Genomic DNA, 18,806 nt, shown 5'->3' on the forward strand with positions numbered 1-18,806 from the left:
TGATCAACCAGGAACTGGGCGAACCCTTCCGCCGCGACGCCATGAAAAAACCCGTCGCAGTCGCAGGCGTCAGCGCCAACGACATGATCGCCCAGTAAACAAAAGGGTTACAGCCTGACAAACAAGCACGCCCTTCAGCTCGGCTGCCGGGCGTGTTTTTTTAAGGAGATGGAAAATGACAACCCATGTCATTGATCTGAACAACGAAGCACCGATCAAAAGCGAACGGCGTCTTTCGGACCTACCCGACAGGGTGGTTGCGGGCGATCCTCACCATCAGGTCGGTATGCACTTCACCAGCCCTGACGGCAAACTTTCTGCAGGTACGTGGACGTCAACGCCGGGAAAATGGCATGCTTTCACCGAAAAGGATGAATACTGCTATATCGTTTCCGGGCATTGCGCTTTGATTCACGAGGATGGCACACGACAGGACTTTCGCGCTGGCGCGTCTTTCATGATCCCGGATGGCTTTCGGGGTTACTGGGAAGTAATTGAGACCACGACCAAGCATTTCGTGATCCGGGATACGTCGAACTGAGTTTCCTGACAAATACAGACGCTGTGTCGAACGCCGCCCAATGTCCATCGGGCGGCGTTTCTTTTGATTACCCGTAGCGATACGGGCGCCCGGCTTTTTGCATGACGGCGTTGTACTGCTTGAAGATTTCGACGACCTTTGCCTTTGTGGGGCTTTCCGCCGCGATCTCGTCCCAGAACTTGACGGCCGCCTCTTCGACGGTTGCCCATTCTTCATCCGGAATCGTGGTCAGTTTGAGCTTGTCGCCGTTCACACGCAGCGAAGCCTCGCCGCCCCAGTACCACCACTGGCGATAATAATGGGATTGATCCGCGCAAACCTTGAACAGGGTTTTCAGATCATCGGGCAGCTCGTTCCAGCGATCCATGTTGGCAAAGAAGTGGCCTGCCCATGCACCCGAGACGTTGTTGGTCAGGAAGTAGTTTGTAACATCCGCCCAGCCAACAGTGTAATCTTCGGTGATGCCTGACCATGCGATACCGTCCAACTCGCCTGTCTGCACCGCGACCTCGATGTCTTCCCACGGCAGGGTTACCGGAACGACGCCGAACTGGCTGAGGAAACGGCCCGCCGTCGGGAAGGTAAAGATGCGTTTGCCCTGCAGGTCGGCCAGGCTGTTGATCGGATCCTTGGTGGCAAAATGGCACGGATCCCAGGCCCCGGCAGAGATGTGTTTCACGCCGACCTTGGAATATTCCTCGTCCCAGATTTCATTCAGCCCGTATTGGTTGAACAGCACCGGAACATCGAGGGAATAGCGTGACGCAAACGGGAAATATCCCCCGAAAACAGTAACCTCGGTGGGTGACGCCATCGAGTCATCATCCGATTGCACCGCATCTATGGTGCCGCGTTGCAATGCACGGAACAACTCTTCGGTAGGCACAATCTGATTGGAATAGAAGGTTTCAATCTGCATGCGGTCGCCCGCAATTTCATTGAACATCTTGATCGCAGGGTCCAGAACGTGTTCTGCCAGCGAGGGACCGGCATAGGTCTGCAATCGCCAGGTGATGGTCCCCTGTGCCAGTGCCGGCGTTGCCAGTGCGGCGGCGGCGGGCGCTGCTGCGGCCCCTTTGATAAACTTGCGTCTTGTCGTCATACTCTCTCTCCCAAATGGTTGACGTGTTTTAAATGCTCTCCGTTATTGCCCCGGTTTATTCCGGGGTCACTTGTTGTAGATGTATTCGGGTAACCACAGGGCGATCTGTGGAAAGGTCATGATGATTGCCAGGGCCAGCGCCATGACCATCACGAACGGCAGGATCGAGCCGTAGATGTCCCGCAAAGTAATCTCGGGAGGGGCCATGGCGCGCATCAGGAACAGATTGTAGCCGAATGGCGGTGTCATATAGGCGATCTGCGTGGTGATGGTGTACAGCACGCCATACCAGATCAGATCGAAACCCAGCGCCTTGACCAGCGGGACATAAAGCGGGGCCACGATTACCAGCATGGCGGTGTCGTCCAGAAACGTGCCCATCAGAATAAAGCTGAGCTGCATCAGGATCAGGATCAGCCAAGGATCCAGTCCCAGCCGTTCAGTAAACAGGTTCTCAATCGCCTTGACTGCGCCCAGCCCGTCGAAAACCGCACCAAAGGCCAGCGCGGCGAGGATGATCCACATGAACATGCAGGTAATGCCCAGCGTGGACCGCACAGAGGTCTCAAACACGGCGCGCGTCATCCGGCCCTTCAATACGGCGGCCATGAAAGCGGTCAGCGCCCCGATCGCAGAACTTTCCACCAGCGATGTCCAGCCATTCACGAACGGCACCATCATGGCGGCAAAGATAGCCAACGGCAGCAGACCAGCACGCAGGAGGGCCAGCTTTTCCGACATCGGCACATCGCGCTCGTCCGCAGGCAGCGCGCGGCCCAGATCGGGATTAATGCGGCAACGGATGGCGATATAGAGGATGAACATCGTAGCCATCATCAGGCCCGGAACCACTCCGGCCAGCCACAGTTGTCCCACGGGCTGCCGCGCGATCATTGCGTACAGAACCAGTACAACGGATGGCGGCACGAGAATGCCCAAAGATGACCCGGCCTGAATAACGCCTGTCACCATCCTTTTGTCATAACCGCGCTTCAGCAGCTCTGGCAGGGCAATGGTCGCGCCGATGGCCATTCCCGCAACGCTCAACCCGTTCATCGCTGATATGAGAACCATCAGACCGATCGTGCCAATAGCCAGCCCGCCATTCAGGCCGCCCATCCAGACGTGGAACATCTTGTAAAGGTCGTCCGCGATTTTGGATTCAGACAGGACATACCCCATGAAGATGAACATCGGCAGCGTCAGGAGCGGATACCATTTCATCAGCTTCACCGCGGCGGCAAAGCCTAAATCATACCCACCCCGGTCCCCCCATAGCAGCAGGGAAAACACTACGGCGACAAAACCAATGGCGCCAAAAACCCGCTGGCCCGTCAGCAACATCAGCATCATGGTTGAAAACATGATTGTGGCGATCAGCTCGTAAGACATCAGATCACCTCTCGTGGGATATCTTCACCGCGTATGCGCATGATATCCTTGCATAGTTCGGATACAGCCTGCAGCAGCATCAGGCCTAACCCAAACAGCATGATCGTTTTGATGGGCCACAGATAGGGCCGCCACGCCGTAGGGCTGCGTTCACCGTACTGCAGGGAATAGCTCAGTGAATCCCAGCCGCCGTAGATCAGGACAGCGATATAGAAGATCAGGAACAGAACGGTGAAGGCATCCGTCCAGGCCCGCCGTTTGCTTGACCATTCACCATAGAGCAGATCCATGCGCACGTTCGATCCCATCTGGATCGAATATGGTCCGCCAAGAATGTAATAGGCGACCATGGCGAATTGCGCGACCTCCAGTGTCCATAAGGATGGCAGGAAAAAGGTCTTTGAAATTGACGACCACAGCAGGATGCCCATCATCACGAAGATGCCGTACATCACGATGCGGCCAATCCAGCGGTTCATCCCGTCAACGATCCGGATGTATCTCCGCATCAGGTTCATGCCTGTTTCCCTGTAGTCGCGACCACCTATCAGCCGGAGGCGGTTCATTGATCTTGCCGGCGCAAAGCGTGCCGTCTCTCACATTGGGAGCAGCCAGCCCCCGCTTGTCAACAAATTCTCTGTAGACAAGGCTACATTAGTTCATACTCTGTAACAAAAGCTAGAAAAGAGGCCGTGCGTGATAACCAGCCGTCTGGTCAAACAAATGCTGCAGGATGAGATCGACGGGCTGACTCGGTCCGAGCGCCAGCTGGCCTCGGTCCTGTTGCAGGACTATCCGATGGCCGGTCTGCAATCGATCACCAAGCTGGCTGCAGCCGCACGTGTTTCGACCCCAACTGTGATCCGCATGGCACGAAAGCTGGGTTTCCACGGGTTCCCGGACCTGCAGGAAGCACTGCGTGAGGAGGTTGCGGCCCAGATCAAAAAGCCGATCTCGAAGCGGGATGCCTGGGTGGTGGACGATACTGCCGAACACGCGCTAACGCGGTTCGCTCAGGCCGTCTGGACCAACATGCGCCATACGTTGGAGCGTGTGGACACAGCCATGTTCGACGAAGTTGCCCGTTTGATGGCGGATACAAGCCGTCCCCTTTATGTCGTTGGCGGACGCATAACCCGGTCAAATGCCGATTATCTTTATAACCACATGCAAATCATCCGCCCCAACGTGACGATGATGAGCAACTCCAGCAATGTCTGGCCCCAATACCTGCTGGACATGGATCGGACGTCGGTTCTGGTGGTGTTCGATATCCGTCGCTACGAGGCGCATCTGGAAAAGCTCGCCCGAATTGCGTCGGAACGTGGTGCTAAGGTGGTTCTGTTTACGGATCAGTGGGGTTCGCCCATCGGTCGTTGTGCCGATTTCACCTTTCACGGACTGGTCGAGGCACCCTCGAGCTGGGATTCCACGATTTCGCTGCAACTTATTTCCGAGGCGCTGATTGCGCAGGTGCAGGATTCCCGATGGGAGGAAAGCAAAGAGCGGATCGAGGAACTGGAAGCGATGTTTTCGTCCACCCGGTTGTTTCGGGGTTAGGATGATCGGGCAGATACCGATGGCTTAGTCCGAAGGGCAGGCCGAGGCCAATCGACTTTCCGGCCAGTCCCGTTCAAGCGTCAGAGGCATAAGGGACAACATCCCGTCATCATCAATCAGTTCTGCCAGTTCTGCGACCATCATGCCGATTTCGGTGGCCAGTTGCATTTCTCTTTCCGGGTCCTGTTCGCCATGGGAAAAGGCCATCGGATCAGTGACAATCCGTTCCGCAAGGCGGCTAATTCGCTCGGGGGAGACGGGGTGCGTGCTGGCATCGCGCGCGGTGCCGCCGATCGGATCCTGCCACCAGGCCGCCATGTAATACCAGAACACGCCCATGGGCAGGCCTCCCAGACGTGAGAAATGATCCAGCGCGAATTCATCGGCTGCGATTTCCTGTGCCTGACTGTCCTGGCCGCTCAGACCCGGCTGATGGTTCAGCATGATGTGCCCAAGCTCATGCGCAAGGATGAACTGCAAGCCGGAACTGACGATCTTGCCCGAAACGTTAAAGGTGAACGGATCGGCAAAGGCGGTGTCCCGGTCGATCTGAAACGCGCGCAGAGGCGAGGGCAGGGGCCGCCCCTGTCGGAGTTTGGCCCAGAGATAGGCCTGCAGCGCCGCTGGGTCGCAGCCTTTGCTTTCGATCCATGCAAACAGCGTTGCCACATCGTCAAAGAAACGAATGGATTCCAAGGGCATATAGATCACGCCTTCGGCCGGGTCGGCAAAAAACGCCAGCGGTGATGGTCCGTGATCCGGAAATTCCAGCCGGACCTGCGCTGCGCGCGGTCGATCCGCGCGCGGCAGGTTGCCAACGATATCGTCGTTGAATACGCGGATGATGTCAGGTGTGGCACGTTCGAGCGTATGGCGGCGCTCGTCCTCGGTATAAAGCTGGGCTCCGGCCTGAGAGGCCAGCGTCAGTAGAGAAACAAAGGCGGCGACTTTCAGCACAGTGGATGAACCTCCTCCCAGACCTCAAGCACGATGTCGTTGGGGGCAGGGGTGCCGCCAGTACGCACCCAGTCGGCAAAGGTTACCGGATCGCCCCAGTCGTCCTGCCAAAGGTCCCGGATCAGCGTCAGTTTTATCTCGGCAATATCATCGGATGTCCTTTGGCCAAGTTCCTTGCCCCTGAGGGCGCAATTCACGCTGCGCAGACGCCGTTGGGTGATGGCTGCGTCATACCCTGTATTCGTGCCGGTCGCGGTTCGGCTTGAGCCCACGAAATTGCCGGTTGTCAGGGTTGCCGCCTCTTGTCCTGCGGTCGCCTGGATTGATGCGTCATCGGGTGTCACCTGACCAACTTGAATCGGATGCTCCAGAGAAACCCAAGCATAGCCGATGATGGCAAGCAGGACGAATACCGGCGTCGAAAACGCGACTGACCCGGCCAGTCCGAAATGTTCGTTTTGTGAGATATTGATTTTCTGGATGGTTCTCCAAAATCCGATCATCACCACAAGCGCCACAAGAATGACGACGGCAGTCAAAGTCAGACGTTCAGCAATGCGAAACAAAATGATCGAGTCCATGGGACCCCGTAAAATGAGTTTACCCAGGGTAATGTTCCGGGAAAACGCCGAGTCGATCAAGGGTTGGTCCGGTTTCCACGGCTCAGTGCGCGTTTCGGGTAGGTGCTACACCTTAAACAGAGGCGGTCCAGACCCTGTAGCGGCCTTGCCCGGTGATCTCTCGGATCAGTCCACGCTGCGAAAGTTTGTCCAGATTGCGCTGAACCGCGGCCCGGGACGCGCCCGTCAGTTCCTCTGCCAGCGGAGCGGTAATCATGGGCCACGCGGTCAGAACCTCAATCAATGCAGGCGGCGTGCGTCCGGACAAATCGCGCGTTTCTTCAACTGCGCGATCATGCCAGGTGCTGACCCTGTCGATCAGCAATAGCGCCGCCAGGGTCGCCTGTGCGGCGCCTGTGTACCAGGCGTTTAGCTTTTGCTCGGCCGTGCCCATGCCCCTCAGCGCGCCGGGCCCGGAAAAGCAGACCGGCATGAAAAGCGCTCCGCCCCGGCCTGCAGAGGCGCCGTGGCGCGCAGCCAGAACAGCCGCTTCTGCGTCGTTCGACATCCCCTGACCAAGTGCCCGCCATGCGTGAAACATCATCGCAGACTGCGTCATCGGATGGAGGTGAATCGCCGCTGCCATCACGTCGGACAAATCGGCGACGGCTTCGGGGACTTCGTGTCCGGCAGGTGTTGTTCGGCCAAGAAATGCGGACAACCCGTCTTCCAATCCGCCCGCGTTGGGCGCAGCGCCGGATGTCAGGCGGCGCACAGCCCATCCCGCGCGGGCCAGCGCCAATGTGTCGTCTCCGGTCGCACCCAACCGCAGGCCGATCCACAAGGCCAGACGTTCGGCGCTGATGCGATCTCCGGTCCACCAGCCAAGATCGGCAACTTCAAGCAATGCCAGCCTGTGCCGCCAACCTTCGGGCCCGGACCGCATCCGTTCGTCCAGCATACCGAATGTCAGTGCAAGGTCCGCCAGTTCCGCCGACAGGGAATCCTGCGCTGCTCGCCACTCTGCCGGGTTGAACAAAGGTGTTGCAGCCCCTGTTCGCAACAGAGGCATCGGGCCTTCTTCTTCGGTTTCGTCCAGTGGGGGAAGAAACCACAGATCATCTTCTTCCGGAGGATCGGTGTCATAGATACTGGCGGTCAGATCCTCGAACTCTTCCCCTTCGGTACCCTGCAATTTCTTTCCGCCACTCATAACGCGTATTCACAGCCATTTTGTGGTGTCATTCAAGGGCCAAGTCCGGTTTGATGCGTGGTGCTTTCGCATATTTTCCGCTTGTCGGTTGTCTGGCCGAGGAATTTGGTTGGTGCAGAGCATGAGATATTGTGGGTGTGGCGTCGTGAAAACGTCGAGAATACCGCATTACCCCAAGATTATTTGCTCAAAGACAACAAAAACGCCCACATCAACACTTAAAGTGGTCAAAGCTCCATAAATTGTTGCGTTTCTCTGTTGGGCGGGACAAAGTCTGGCCTGGGTCGAATACTTGGAATCGGGTGCAGATATGCCGCAGACCAGAAATGTCCTGTTCATCATCATAGACCAACTGCGGGCCGACTGTCTGGCCGGCGCGCTGGCAGATCAGGTCGCGTTGCCGAACCTTCGGGCGTTCATGAAAGACGCCGTGTCCTTCAACCGGCATTTTTCCGTGACCAATCCGTGCGGACCGTCGCGAGCATCGCTGTTGACGGGGCAATATGCAATGAACCACCGTTCGGTTCGCAACGGAACACCGCTGCGCCATGACACGCCGAACATCGCGACCGAGATGCGCAAGGCCGGGTATCTGCCCATGCTGTTTGGGTATACCGACACGTCCGCTGACCCTCGGGTTCACGATGCCAACGATCCAGCCCTGAAATCCTATGAGCAGCCGATGGTCGGGTTTCACGAGATCACCGAGATGCGGCTGGAGGAATCCTTTCCGTGGCAATCGCACCTGATGCGCAAGGGTTATGACTTTGAAACCTATTGGGATGTTTACAAGCCTACCTCGACCGATGGGGGTGCGCGCAAGCTGAACGACCCGGCGCTTTATACAGCAGAAGACAGCGATACTGCCTTTCTGACCGACGCGTTTCTCGACAACATCGTTGCCTTTCACAAGCAGAACTGGTTCGCCCATCTAACCTATATTCGTCCACATCCTCCTCTGGTTGCGCCAGCCCCTTACAATGACATGTATGATCCGGCGGACATCCCTCTGCCGACACGCTTGCCGTCGCCGGGGGATGAGAAGGCGGTGCATCCGTTCTTTGGCCCGACGATGGATAGCTATGAGGCGCGGGATTTCGTGGAAGGTTTTGACAAGGTCGAGCCGACGGACGAAAACATCCGAACCCTGCGCGCGGTCTATCTGGGTCTAGCGACCGAGGTGGACCATCACGTTGGTCGTGTCGTGGCATATCTGAAAGACAGCGGTCAGTATGACAACACCTTGATCGTGATCACTGCCGATCACGGAGAGATGCTGGGCGATCGCCATTCCTGGGGCAAAATGACTGTATATGATGCAGCATACCGTACGCCACTAATGATACGGGTGCCGGGCAATCAGGATCAGGCTGGCGCCGAGGTGAATGCACCGACGGAATCCATCGACATCACGCCTACTATTCTGGATTGGGTGGGGCAGGGCATTCCCAATTCCATGGATGGCAGGTCGCTGATGCCCCTGCTCACAGGGGAAGCGCCTGCGGACTGGCGGGGGTATTCCTTCAGCGAGCTGGATTTTTCAGAGCCCGAGGCACCGACAAAGTGGCAACGCGATCTGGGCACGGACAATAACGACTCCTGCCTGAGCATCCTGCGCGACGAGCGGTTTACGCTGGTCGAGTTCGCGGCTGACCTTCCCCCGATGCTGTTCGACCATCACGGACAAGGCGAGATGGAAAACGTTGCTGGAAATCCGGAATATGCGGCAGATCTCGCGCGGCTGGGCCGACAAATGCTGCGACACCGGATGCGAAACACGGACCACACATTATCCTTGTATTCGATCACGCCGGATGGTGCCAAGCTACGCCAAAGATTCGAATGAGCCATGCGCGGATGTCCTGTTACGCACCTTCCCGCATCGTCCGGCAAAGGTGAAGAACATTTAATGAAAACATGTGGGTGAGATAAATGTTCAACCTTTCAACAGGTTAGGTTAGTCCCGGAATCGGCGACCGGTACGATGACCGGTTGTTGGGTTTGGCGGCGTAGACAGGTTGATTTTCGCTGGCTAAGCTCAATCACAGCGAACGAAAATGGAGGCGCTTGCCATGTCGGATGGTATGCCTACCACATCTGAGCCAACCCAAAGCTCTCAGGGTGATGAGCGTACAGCATTCCTGCTGCTGGCGGTCTTTCTTGCCCCGGCTCTGGCGGTTGCGATCGTGGGCGGATGGGGTTTTCTAATCTGGATGCTGCAGATCATAAACGGCCCCCCGGCTGGCTAGAGGCTTGAATGAACGACCAGCTGACAGCCCGTGCTGAACGCCAGTCAAAATTCCGCAGATCGGATTTGCAGCGCCCGCCCTGGGCCACCGAGATAGCAATCCGAAAGCAGTGCACCGGCTGCGGAGACTGCATCAGGAAATGTCCGGAGAACATCCTGTTTTCCGCCTATGCCGGAACGCCCGCCCTGGATTTCAGTGCAGGTGAGTGCACCTTTTGCGGCGCGTGTGCCGAGGCTTGTAACGAAGACGTGTTCGCGCCGGTAAACCAGACGCCCTGGGACGTGATTGCGATCATTCAACCGGGTTGCATGCTGGAACATGGCATAGGATGCCAGTTGTGCACCGACAGCTGTGATCAGACGGCACTGCGACTTGATCTGTCTCAACGTCCGGTAGGCCGGATCGTGGTTGATACAGAATCCTGCACGGGCTGCGGTGCTTGCCTGCCGGTATGTCCGGTGGGTGCCATCAGCGTCCGCGCGCCAACGCAAGGAATGCCAAATGGCTGAATTGGAACATATCTCGAGCCTGATGGTGCTGGCCGACCCGGATCAACTGGATTCGGTTGTTGCCGAGATTCAGAAAATTCCGGTCGCGGAAACGCCTGCCATCGATCCGACAGGCAAGATCATTGTCACGCTTGTTACGCCAAGCGAGGCCGAAATCGTAAACTACCTGAACCAGTTAAACCTGATCGACGGCGTCGCGAGCGCCTCGCTGGTTTATCATCAAACAGAAACAGACCCAGAAATCTTGGCTTAACCGCCGGAACCGGAGGATTTCATGACCCAAGTTACCAGACGTGATGTCATCAAGGCGCAGGCCGTGGCGGCCGCTGCCGCAGCGGCGGGCATTCCGATCCCCGCAGCGGCACAGAACCTTGTTACCGACGCGCAACTGACCGACCTGAAATGGTCCAAGGCCCCCTGCCGTTTTTGCGGCACTGGCTGTTCGATCATGGTCGCCACCAAGGCAGGCCGTGTCGTCGCCTCTCACGGGGATGCCGAGGCCGAAGTGAACCGTGGCCTGAACTGCGTCAAAGGCTATTTCCTGTCCAAGATCATGTACGGCAAAGACCGGCTGACCCAGCCGCTGCTGCGCAAGAAGGATGGTGTTTTCGACAAGGACGGCGATTTCGAGCCGGTCTCGTGGGACGAGGCCTTCGATATCATGGCCGAAAAGTGGAAAAAGACGCTGTCCGAGAAAGGCCCCAAAGGCATCGGCATGTTCGGCTCGGGCCAGTGGACTGTCTGGGAAGGCTACGCCGCATCCAAGCTGATGAAGGCGGGTTTCCGTTCGAACAACATCGATCCCAACGCGCGGCACTGCATGGCGTCCGCCGTGGGCGGCTTTATGCGGACCTTCGGCATCGACGAACCGATGGGCTGCTACGATGATTTCGAGAACGCGGATGCCTTCGTGCTCTGGGGCTCGAACATGGCCGAGATGCACCCGATCCTGTGGACCCGCATCGCCGACCGCCGCTTCAGCCACCCGCACGTTCAGGTGGCCGTTCTGTCGACCTTCCAGCATCGCAGCTTTGATCTGGCCGACATCCCGGCGATTTTCACGCCGCAAACCGATCTGGTGATGCTGAACTATATCGCCAATTACATCATCCAGAATGGTGCGGTGAACGAGGATTTCGTTTCCAAACACGTGAATTTCCGCAAGGGCGTCACAGATATCGGCTATGGCCTGCGCGACGACCACCCGCTGCAACAGGCCGCCGCCAACCCGAACTCGGGCGCGTCCGAAGAGATGACGTTTGAGGAATTCGCCGAATTCGTCTCGGAATATACGCTGGAAAAAGCGGCCGAGATGTCGGGTGTTCCGGCTGATACCCTGGAAAAGATCGCCAAGCTTTATGCCGATCCGGATACCAAGGTCATGTCGCTGTGGACCATGGGCGTGAACCAGCACACCCGCGGTGTCTGGGTCAACAACATGATCTACAACATCCACCTGCTGACCGGCAAGATTTCAACGCCCGGCAACTCGCCATTCTCGCTGACAGGTCAGCCCTCGGCCTGCGGTACCGCGCGCGAGGTCGGCACATTCTCGCACCGTCTGCCCGCCGACATGGTTGTGGTGAATCCCGAACACCGTGCCATTGCGGAAAAGATCTGGAAACTGCCCGAGGGCACTGTGCCCGATTGGAACGGCGCGCATGCGGTGGTGCAGAACCGCAAACTGAAAGATGGCGAGATCAACTGCTACTGGGTGCAGGTCAACAACAACATGCAGGCCGCGCCGAACATGATGGAAGAGGGGCTGCCGGGTTATCGCAATCCCGACAACTTCATCGTGGTGTCCGACGCCTATCCGACCGTAACAGCCGAGGCCGCCGACCTGATCCTGCCTGCCGCCATGTGGGTCGAAAAGGAAGGTGCCTATGGCAACGCAGAACGCCGCACCCAGTTCTGGTATCAGCTGGTCAACGCACCGGGTGAGTCCAAGTCGGACCTGTGGCAACTGGCCGAATTCTCCAAGCGGTTCACCACCGACGAAGTCTGGCCCGCCGAGCTGCTGGATGCCAACCCCGAATACAAGGGCAAGACCCTGTTCGAAGTGCTCTTTGCCAATGGTCAGGTCGATCAGTTTGAGCTGACTGAAAAGGCCATTGAATACGGCAACCACGAATCCGAAGATTTCGGTTTCTACATCCAGAAGGGTCTGTTCGAGGAATATGCCGAATTCGGTCGCGGAAAGGCCCACGATCTGGCGCCGTTTGACACATACCACGAAATTCGCGGCCTGCGCTGGCCCGTCGTGGACGGCAAGGAAACCCAGTGGCGCTTCAAGGAAGGGTATGATCCTTACGTGACGCCGGGCGCGGATTTCGAATTCTACGGCAAGCCGGATGGCAAGGCTGTGATCTTTGCCCTGCCGTTCGAACCCGCACCCGAAACCCCGGACGAGGAATATCCGTTCTGGCTGGCGACGGGCCGTGTGCTGGAACACTGGCATTCGGGTTCGATGACCCAGCGGGTGCCCGAACTGCACAAGGCAATTCCCGACGCGCTGGTCTATATGCATCCCGACGATGCCAAAGCCATGGGCGTGCGCCGCGGTTCGGCGGTCAAGGTGGAGTCGCGCCGTGGCAACATCGTCAGCCGGGTCGAAACCCGTGGCCGGAACAAGCCGCCCAAGGGGCTGATATTCGTGCCATGGTTCGATGCGCGTCAGCTGATCAACAAGGTCACGCTGGACGCGACCGATCCTCTGTCGAAACAGACCGACTTCAAGAAATGCGCGGTCAAGATCGTACCGGTGGGAGTATAAGGACATGAAACGTCAGACAGCTTTGATCGCCGCCATTCTGGCGACAGCCATCGGCGGTGCCGCACTTGCCCAGCAATCGGTCGCCACTTTGCGGGGTGGGACCCCGTTGGCCGACAATGCCGAACCGCCATCGATTGCTGGTGTGGTGAACTCTGATCTGCGGCAGGTCCGCAACTATCCTGAGCAGCCGCCGCTGATCCCGCACAAGATTGACGGCTATCAGATCGACCTGCATGCCAACAAATGCCTGACCTGCCACAGCCGCGCCGCGATTGAGGTCAGTCAGGCCCCCATGGTGTCGATCACTCACTTCATGAGCCGGGACAATCAATTCCTCGCATCGGTCACCCCGCGCAGATATTTCTGCAACCAGTGCCACGTCGTGCAGTCCGACGCCCGGCCTTTGGTGGAGAACGGCTTTGTCGATATCGACTCGGTTCTTGAATACGTTCAGAGCCAGCAGGGGGGCACCGACTGATGCTGGGATTCGTCAAGCGTATCTGGGGTGTCATACGGCGCCCCAGCGTCCACTATTCGCTGGGTTTCCTTACCATGGGCGGATTTGTGATGGGCGTCATTTTCTGGGGTGGTTTCAACACCGCCCTGGAACTGACCAATACCGAAGAGTTCTGCACCAGTTGTCACGAAATGCGTGACAACGTGTTTGTCGAACTTAAGCCCACGATCCATTATTCAAACCGCTCCGGTGTGCGGGCCACCTGTCCGGATTGCCACGTGCCCCATGAATGGACCAACAAGATTGCGCGCAAGATGCAGGCCAGCAAAGAGGTCTGGGGTAAGATCTTTGGTACCATCAACACCCGCGAGAAGTTTCTGGAAAAGCGCATAGAACTGGCCCAGCACGAGTGGGCGCGGCTTGAGGCGAACGACTCGTTGGAATGCCGCAACTGCCATTCGGCGGAATCGATGGACATCACGCGCCAGAGCGCCCGTGCCGCCGAAGCGCATGAGCGGTTTTTGTTCACGGGAGAAAAGACCTGCATCAACTGCCACAAGGGTATTGCCCACCAGTTGCCTGACATGAGCCACGCTTCACTGAACATCGCGCCGGCCAAAACGGCGGAACTGGCAACCTATCTGGACCAGTAACGCCTCACCGGTGTGACCCGCAGGATTCGGCCGCCAAGCTTGTCAAAGCTGGCGGCCTTTTCTGTTCCGTCATCCGGTTTTTGGCCCAATCACCGCTCATTCGGCGACTCGGCGCGCATCGTGCCCAATGCTGAGCCCCAAGCGGGGCAGGGGGTGCACGGCTGCACCTGTCTGATGGCGTAACCATTTGGAATCTGGCCAATGTTGGCTGGCTATCCAATGTGCTTTCTCTTAGGTGTTCGGCTGAGTCACAGGGATTTAACAAGACAAGGTGGGCGGTATCTTGCTAGTGTCGGCCCAAATTCCAAGTGGGGACCTTAAGTGCGGCGGCGGAACAGTTTAAACGAGCCACGCTGAAAGCAGACGGAGCAGCCCAGGCCCAATGAAAAACAAAACCGCAAATCGACCCAGCAATGAGTTGGGGACTGCCCGAAATCACGGCATGCGATTTATTGGGCTGGCGTTCCTGTTCAGCATTTTCGTGAATCTGCTGATGCTGACCGGACCGCTGTTCATGCTGCAGGTTTACGACCGCGTTCTGGGGTCGCGGTCGTTTGAAACGCTGACGGCGCTTTTTATACTGGTCGCGCTTTTGTATCTTCTGATGGCAATGCTGGATTATGCGCGCGGCCGGATTGTGGCCCGGTTCGGGGCGCGATTCCAGTCGGAACTTGATGAGCGGGTCTTTAACGCGACGCTGCTTCAGTCCGTTCACCCCCATGCCCGTTCGGCGCCCGCCATGGCGCTGCGCGATCTGGAATCGATTCAGGCACTGTGCTCGTCGCCGGTCCTGCTGGCCGTGATGGACGTTCCGTGGACGCCGTTCTTTCTGGCGGCGATCTTTATCTTCCATCCTATGCTGGGTTGGCTGGCCGTTGGTGGTGGTGTGTTGCTTGTCATCATAGCCCTTCTGAACCAGGCTTTGACGCGTAACAGGGTTGCCGCTGCCAAGGTTGCATCGGCGCGCGCCAATGCGTTTTCCGAACAAGCCCGGCAGGGGGCCGAAGTGGTGCGGTCACAGGGGATGCAGGATGCTGTCACTGCGCGATGGCTTGTTCAGCGCACAGATGCACTAAGGCAAACGATCGCTGCCAGTGACTGGACCGGTAGTTTTACGGCGCTGACGAAATCACTGCGATTGTTTTTGCAATCGGCCATGCTGGCACTGGGTGCTTATCTTGTTCTGAAAAACGAAATGACCGGCGGTGCGATGATTGCAGGTACGATCCTGCTGGGCCGCGCCTTGGCGCCGATCGAACAGGCAATCGGTCAGTGGGCGATGATCGAACGGGCGCAGTCCGCGTGGAAGTCGCTCAACAAATTCCTTGATTCAGTGCCGCCGGAAGACAAGCGCACAAAGCTGCCGGTGCCCGAAGCTCAGGTGAAAGTACAAAGTTTGACGGTGATCCCGCCCGGTGCGTCCGCACCCACCCTGCGAAATGCGAATTTCAAACTTGCTCCAGGCGAAGCACTTGGTGTGATCGGGAAAAGCGGATCCGGGAAAACAACGCTGGCAAAAGCGCTGTTGGGACTTTGGCCTGCTGCTGCCGGAGAGATCCGGCTTGGGGGCGCGACGCTGGATCAATACGATCCCGTCGATCTGGGCAGTCACATCGGATACCTGCCGCAGCAGGTAACGCTGTTTAACGGAACGGTGGCCGAAAACATCGCCCGTCTGTCCCAGAGCCCGGACCCGGAAGACGTTGTTGCCGCAGCCAAAAAGGCAAACGCTCATGAGCTTATTCTGACCCTTGAGAAAGGGTACGACACGTTTCTTGAGGGCAACGACAGCCAGCTGTCCGGCGGACAAAAACAAAGGATCGCATTGGCCCGCGCGCTGTATGGTGAGCCGGTTTTGCTGATCCTAGATGAACCGAATTCGGCCTTGGATGCGGATGGGACCGAAGCGTTGAACGCGGCAGTGCGTGAACTCAAGGCAGCGGGCAAGGCGGTGATCATCATGACACACCGACCTCAAGCCATTTCCGAGTGTGACAGCCTTGCTGTGGTCGAACGTGGCCAGATCGTCAAGCTGGGCAGCCGCGATGAAGTTCTCAGTTCGATGGTCCAGAACGCCGGAGTCATCAAACGCCAGTTTGGCAAAGGAGGCACCGATGGCTGATATATCGACGCGACCGGCGCGGCCTGCCTGGAACGCAAGTTTTCCCACTATCGTAGGGTTTGTCGCCTTGGCAATTCTGGTTGGCGGTCTTGGGATATGGAGCACGCAAACACAGCTGGCCGGGGCCATTGTGTCCTCGGGTGTGGTCGAAGTGCAAAGCAACCGTCAGGTGGTGGAACACCCCGATGGCGGTGTTGTGGGTGAAATTTTTGTCCGCGATGGGGACAGGGTCGCCGAAGGCGATTTGTTGCTGAAACTTGACGCCACTTTCCTGTCTTCGGAAAACGCTATTGTCGAAAGTCAGCTGTTCGAGCTGCTGGCCCGCAAAGTGCGGCTTGAGGCCGAGCGCGATGGTATTGGCGAAGCCGAGCTCGATGATCGTTACGCCCAGCTGATTGAGCAGGAAAGCGGCACCAAAGATCTGATCGAAGGTCAGCGCAGCCTGTTTGTGGCCCGCAAGGAAACCCTTGCGAAGCAGTCCGAGCAGTTGCAGGAACAACGCATTCAGATCGAAAGCGAAATCAAGGGCACCGAGGCACAGCTTGTGTCGCTGACGCGACAGGTCGAATTGATCACGGATGAACTTGAGGATCAGCAGGATCTGCTGTCACGCGGGCTGACCCAAACCAGCCGGGTTCTGGCCCTGCAGCGGGAAGAGGCCGGTCTGAACGGTGAAATCGGGCGGCTTGAAGCCACGGTGGCGCGGCTCAAAGGAGAGATTGCGACGACGGAAATCGAGATACTGGAACTGGCCGCAACACGTCGCGAAGAAGCCATCACCACGCTCAGAGATATTCAGTTCCAGCTGACCGAGCTGTTCGAGCGCCGTTTGACGTTGACCGAACGCCTGTCGCGTTTGGATATTCGGTCGCCCGTAACCGGTGTGGTTTACGGCAGCCAGGTCTTTGCGGTGCAATCAGTTATTCAGCCAGCAGAGCCCATGATGTATGTGGTGCCGCAGGACACGCCGTTGTTGGTTGCGGCCAGGGTCGACGCCATCCACATTGACCAGGTCTTTGTCGGCCAGCCGGTGCAATTGCGGTTCCCCGCATTTAATCAACGCGAAACCCCGGAACTGGAAGGAGAGGTGTTCAACGTCTCGGCGGATGCCTTCACGGACGAAAATTCCGGGTTTTCGTACTATCGTGCCGAAGTTGTCATGGACGACAGCGAGCTTGCCAAGCTGAACGGTCAGGCCCTGCTGCCCGGTATGCCGGTAGAAACGCTGCTTAAAACCGACGAACGCACGCCTTTGACATATCTAACCAAACCGCTGACGGATTACTTTACCAAAGCTTTCCGTGAATGATGCGGGCTGGAAACAGGACGCGCAAATCTCAGTGGCATGAGCTGAGCGCAATCCGACTATTCCGCATCGGCAATTCTCGGAGCGGTCACAATCAGGTATTTCCCGGCAAACTTAACGTTCCTGGGGGAAGGTTTTGATGCCACAGATTGTGAAAGAGCTTGTGGGCTTGCTGGCGCTGGTCGGCGCAGCCGCACTGGCAGTGGGTTCCTATTCGGTTTTGGTCGCGCTGTAAGCAACGACCGGTTTTAGACAGTGGGACGCAGGGATAACCGGCGTCCCACTCGGACCAATCAGGCTGCCGCGATCTGGTCTGCCTTCTGAACCAGAACTTCGGCCTGACGGATCGAGGCATAGTCGATCAGGCGGCCATCGAGAGACACGGCACCCTTTCCGGCAGCCTCCGCTTCGGACATGGCGACAAGGATGCGTTGTGCCTTGGTCACTTCGGCCTCGGATGGCGACATGACCTCGTTCGCAAGCGCAACCTGACTGGGATGGATCGCCCACTTGCCTTCACAGCCCAATACGGCAGCGCGCTTCGCGGCGGCACGGTACCCATCAGGATCCTGAAAATCACCAAACGGGCCATCGATCGGGCGCAGACCGTTGGCGCGCGCAGCAACAACCATTCGGGCCAGCGCATAGTGCCACATGTCACCCCAGTGTGTCGCGCGATTGCTGTCCGCGTCCGGATCGGTCAGGACAGAATAGTCCGGATTCACACCGCCGATGATCGTGGTACGCGCACGGGTTGAGGCGGCGTAATCCGCAACGCCGAAATGCAGGCTTTCGTTGCGTTTCGAGGCCGCCGCGATCTCGCCCACATTCTGCATGCCAAGCGCGGTTTCAATGATGTGTTCGAACCCGATCCGCTTTTTGTAGGCTTTGGCGTCTTCGATCTGGGTGACCATCATGTCGATAGCGTAGACGTCAGCGGCGGTGCCCACCTTGGGGATCATGATAAGATCCAGCCGCTCGCCGGCCTGCTCGACCACATCAACCACATCGCGGTACATGTAATGGGTGTCCAGCCCGTTGATGCGCACGGACATGGATTTGTTTCCCCAGTCAATGTCGTTCAGCGCCTCAATGATGTTCTTGCGCGCCTGTTCCTTTTCGTCCGGTGCAACGGCGTCTTCCAGATCAAGGAAAATGACGTCCACGTCCGATTTTGCGGCCTTTTCGAACATACCGGGCTGGCTGCCGGGGACAGCCAGTTCGCTGCGGTTCAGGCGGGCGGGGGCCTGTTCAATCGAATAGAAGCTCATGATCAGTTCCTAAGTCAGTGGTTGGGTTTAGGCGTTCGTTCGACGGGTCAAATCACTCTGTCTTGAGGTTTTTTACCGTTGAAGAATTGGTTGAGGTTTTTGATGACGCGGAACCCCATTGCTTCGCGGGCCTCGCGT

The 18,806-nt window shown here is 57.7% G+C and carries 18 protein-coding genes; 11 read left to right on the plus strand and 7 right to left on the minus strand.

What is annotated here, in order from left to right; genetic code table 11:
- The first annotated feature begins 175 nt into the window (after nucleotides 1-175).
- Nucleotides 176-541: a cupin domain-containing protein gene (locus tag ACR0NA_RS21415; RefSeq protein WP_480732570.1), complete on the plus strand. Its 366-nt coding sequence runs from the start codon at nucleotides 176-178 to the stop codon at nucleotides 539-541.
- Between the two features lie 67 nt (nucleotides 542-608).
- Here the strand turns inward: ACR0NA_RS21415 and ACR0NA_RS21420 are convergent, their stop codons facing one another.
- The 3 genes from ACR0NA_RS21420 to ACR0NA_RS21430 all read right to left on the minus strand — a co-directional run bounded on the left by ACR0NA_RS21420 (nucleotide 609) and on the right by ACR0NA_RS21430 (nucleotide 3,553).
- Complete coding sequence (locus ACR0NA_RS21420) at nucleotides 609-1,643, minus strand: TRAP transporter substrate-binding protein (RefSeq protein ID WP_480453254.1); 1,035 nt, start codon at nucleotides 1,641-1,643, stop codon at nucleotides 609-611.
- A 66-nt stretch (nucleotides 1,644-1,709) separates the two neighbouring features.
- Nucleotides 1,710-3,035, minus strand: coding sequence for a TRAP transporter large permease (locus ACR0NA_RS21425; protein WP_480732573.1), 1,326 nt, complete (start codon nucleotides 3,033-3,035; stop codon nucleotides 1,710-1,712).
- Nucleotides 3,035-3,553: a TRAP transporter small permease subunit gene (locus tag ACR0NA_RS21430; protein WP_170657593.1), complete on the minus strand. Its 519-nt coding sequence runs from the start codon at nucleotides 3,551-3,553 to the stop codon at nucleotides 3,035-3,037. The genes ACR0NA_RS21425 and ACR0NA_RS21430 overlap by 1 nt, the downstream gene beginning before the upstream one ends.
- A gap of 205 nt (nucleotides 3,554-3,758) precedes the next feature.
- Here ACR0NA_RS21430 and ACR0NA_RS21435 point away from each other — a divergent pair, with 205 nt between their 5' ends.
- Complete coding sequence (locus ACR0NA_RS21435) at nucleotides 3,759-4,595, plus strand: MurR/RpiR family transcriptional regulator (RefSeq protein ID WP_170657567.1); 837 nt, start codon at nucleotides 3,759-3,761, stop codon at nucleotides 4,593-4,595.
- A gap of 24 nt (nucleotides 4,596-4,619) precedes the next feature.
- Here the strand turns inward: ACR0NA_RS21435 and ACR0NA_RS21440 are convergent, their stop codons facing one another.
- The 3 genes from ACR0NA_RS21440 to ACR0NA_RS21450 form a co-directional block, all read right to left on the minus strand.
- Nucleotides 4,620-5,552, minus strand: a complete 933-nt coding sequence (locus ACR0NA_RS21440; RefSeq protein WP_480732575.1) for a M48 family metalloprotease — start codon at nucleotides 5,550-5,552, stop codon at nucleotides 4,620-4,622.
- Nucleotides 5,546-6,133 (minus strand): hypothetical protein, encoded by a 588-nt coding sequence (locus ACR0NA_RS21445; protein ID WP_480732577.1) that lies wholly within the window; start codon nucleotides 6,131-6,133, stop codon nucleotides 5,546-5,548. The genes ACR0NA_RS21440 and ACR0NA_RS21445 overlap by 7 nt, the downstream gene beginning before the upstream one ends.
- 112 nt (nucleotides 6,134-6,245) lie before the next feature.
- A complete protein-coding gene (locus ACR0NA_RS21450; protein WP_480732579.1) occupies nucleotides 6,246-7,325 on the minus strand; it encodes a helix-turn-helix domain-containing protein in 1,080 nt (359 codons plus the stop codon).
- Between the two features lie 310 nt (nucleotides 7,326-7,635).
- Between ACR0NA_RS21450 and ACR0NA_RS21455 the strand changes: the two genes are divergently transcribed.
- The 9 genes from ACR0NA_RS21455 (at nucleotide 7,636) to ACR0NA_RS21495 (ending at nucleotide 17,400) form a co-directional block, all read left to right on the plus strand.
- Complete coding sequence (locus ACR0NA_RS21455; RefSeq protein WP_480732581.1) at nucleotides 7,636-9,171, plus strand: alkaline phosphatase family protein; 1,536 nt, start codon at nucleotides 7,636-7,638, stop codon at nucleotides 9,169-9,171.
- Between the two features lie 211 nt (nucleotides 9,172-9,382).
- Complete coding sequence (locus ACR0NA_RS21460) at nucleotides 9,383-9,574, plus strand: periplasmic nitrate reductase, NapE protein (protein WP_480732583.1); 192 nt, start codon at nucleotides 9,383-9,385, stop codon at nucleotides 9,572-9,574.
- 8 nt (nucleotides 9,575-9,582) lie between these two features.
- The gene (gene napF / locus ACR0NA_RS21465) at nucleotides 9,583-10,083 is read left to right on the plus strand and encodes a ferredoxin-type protein NapF (protein WP_480732585.1); all 501 of its coding nucleotides are present in this window, start codon (nucleotides 9,583-9,585) and stop codon (nucleotides 10,081-10,083) included.
- Nucleotides 10,076-10,336, plus strand: a complete 261-nt coding sequence (locus ACR0NA_RS21470; RefSeq protein ID WP_480732587.1) for a chaperone NapD — start codon at nucleotides 10,076-10,078, stop codon at nucleotides 10,334-10,336. The genes napF and ACR0NA_RS21470 overlap by 8 nt, the downstream gene beginning before the upstream one ends.
- Before the next feature lie 21 nt (nucleotides 10,337-10,357).
- Entirely contained in the window at nucleotides 10,358-12,859 is a 2,502-nt protein-coding gene (gene napA, locus ACR0NA_RS21475) for a periplasmic nitrate reductase subunit alpha (RefSeq protein WP_480732589.1), read from the plus strand.
- 4 nt (nucleotides 12,860-12,863) lie between these two features.
- A complete protein-coding gene (locus ACR0NA_RS21480; protein ID WP_170657583.1) occupies nucleotides 12,864-13,337 on the plus strand; it encodes a nitrate reductase cytochrome c-type subunit in 474 nt (157 codons plus the stop codon).
- Nucleotides 13,337-13,969, plus strand: coding sequence for a cytochrome c3 family protein (locus ACR0NA_RS21485; RefSeq protein WP_480453236.1), 633 nt, complete (start codon nucleotides 13,337-13,339; stop codon nucleotides 13,967-13,969). The genes ACR0NA_RS21480 and ACR0NA_RS21485 overlap by 1 nt, the downstream gene beginning before the upstream one ends.
- Nucleotides 13,970-14,411: 442 nt before the next feature.
- The gene (locus ACR0NA_RS21490; protein WP_480732591.1) at nucleotides 14,412-16,091 is read left to right on the plus strand and encodes a type I secretion system permease/ATPase; all 1,680 of its coding nucleotides are present in this window, start codon (nucleotides 14,412-14,414) and stop codon (nucleotides 16,089-16,091) included.
- Nucleotides 16,084-17,400, plus strand: coding sequence for an HlyD family type I secretion periplasmic adaptor subunit (locus ACR0NA_RS21495; RefSeq protein ID WP_480732595.1), 1,317 nt, complete (start codon nucleotides 16,084-16,086; stop codon nucleotides 17,398-17,400). The genes ACR0NA_RS21490 and ACR0NA_RS21495 overlap by 8 nt, the downstream gene beginning before the upstream one ends.
- Before the next feature lie 290 nt (nucleotides 17,401-17,690).
- On the opposite strand, the gene ACR0NA_RS21500 is transcribed toward ACR0NA_RS21495, so the two are convergent.
- Nucleotides 17,691-18,668, minus strand: coding sequence for an HpcH/HpaI aldolase/citrate lyase family protein (locus ACR0NA_RS21500; RefSeq protein ID WP_480732598.1), 978 nt, complete (start codon nucleotides 18,666-18,668; stop codon nucleotides 17,691-17,693).
- Nucleotides 18,669-18,806 lie beyond the last annotated feature (138 nt).

It is taken from the genome of Ruegeria sp. C11, from assembly GCF_056537725.1.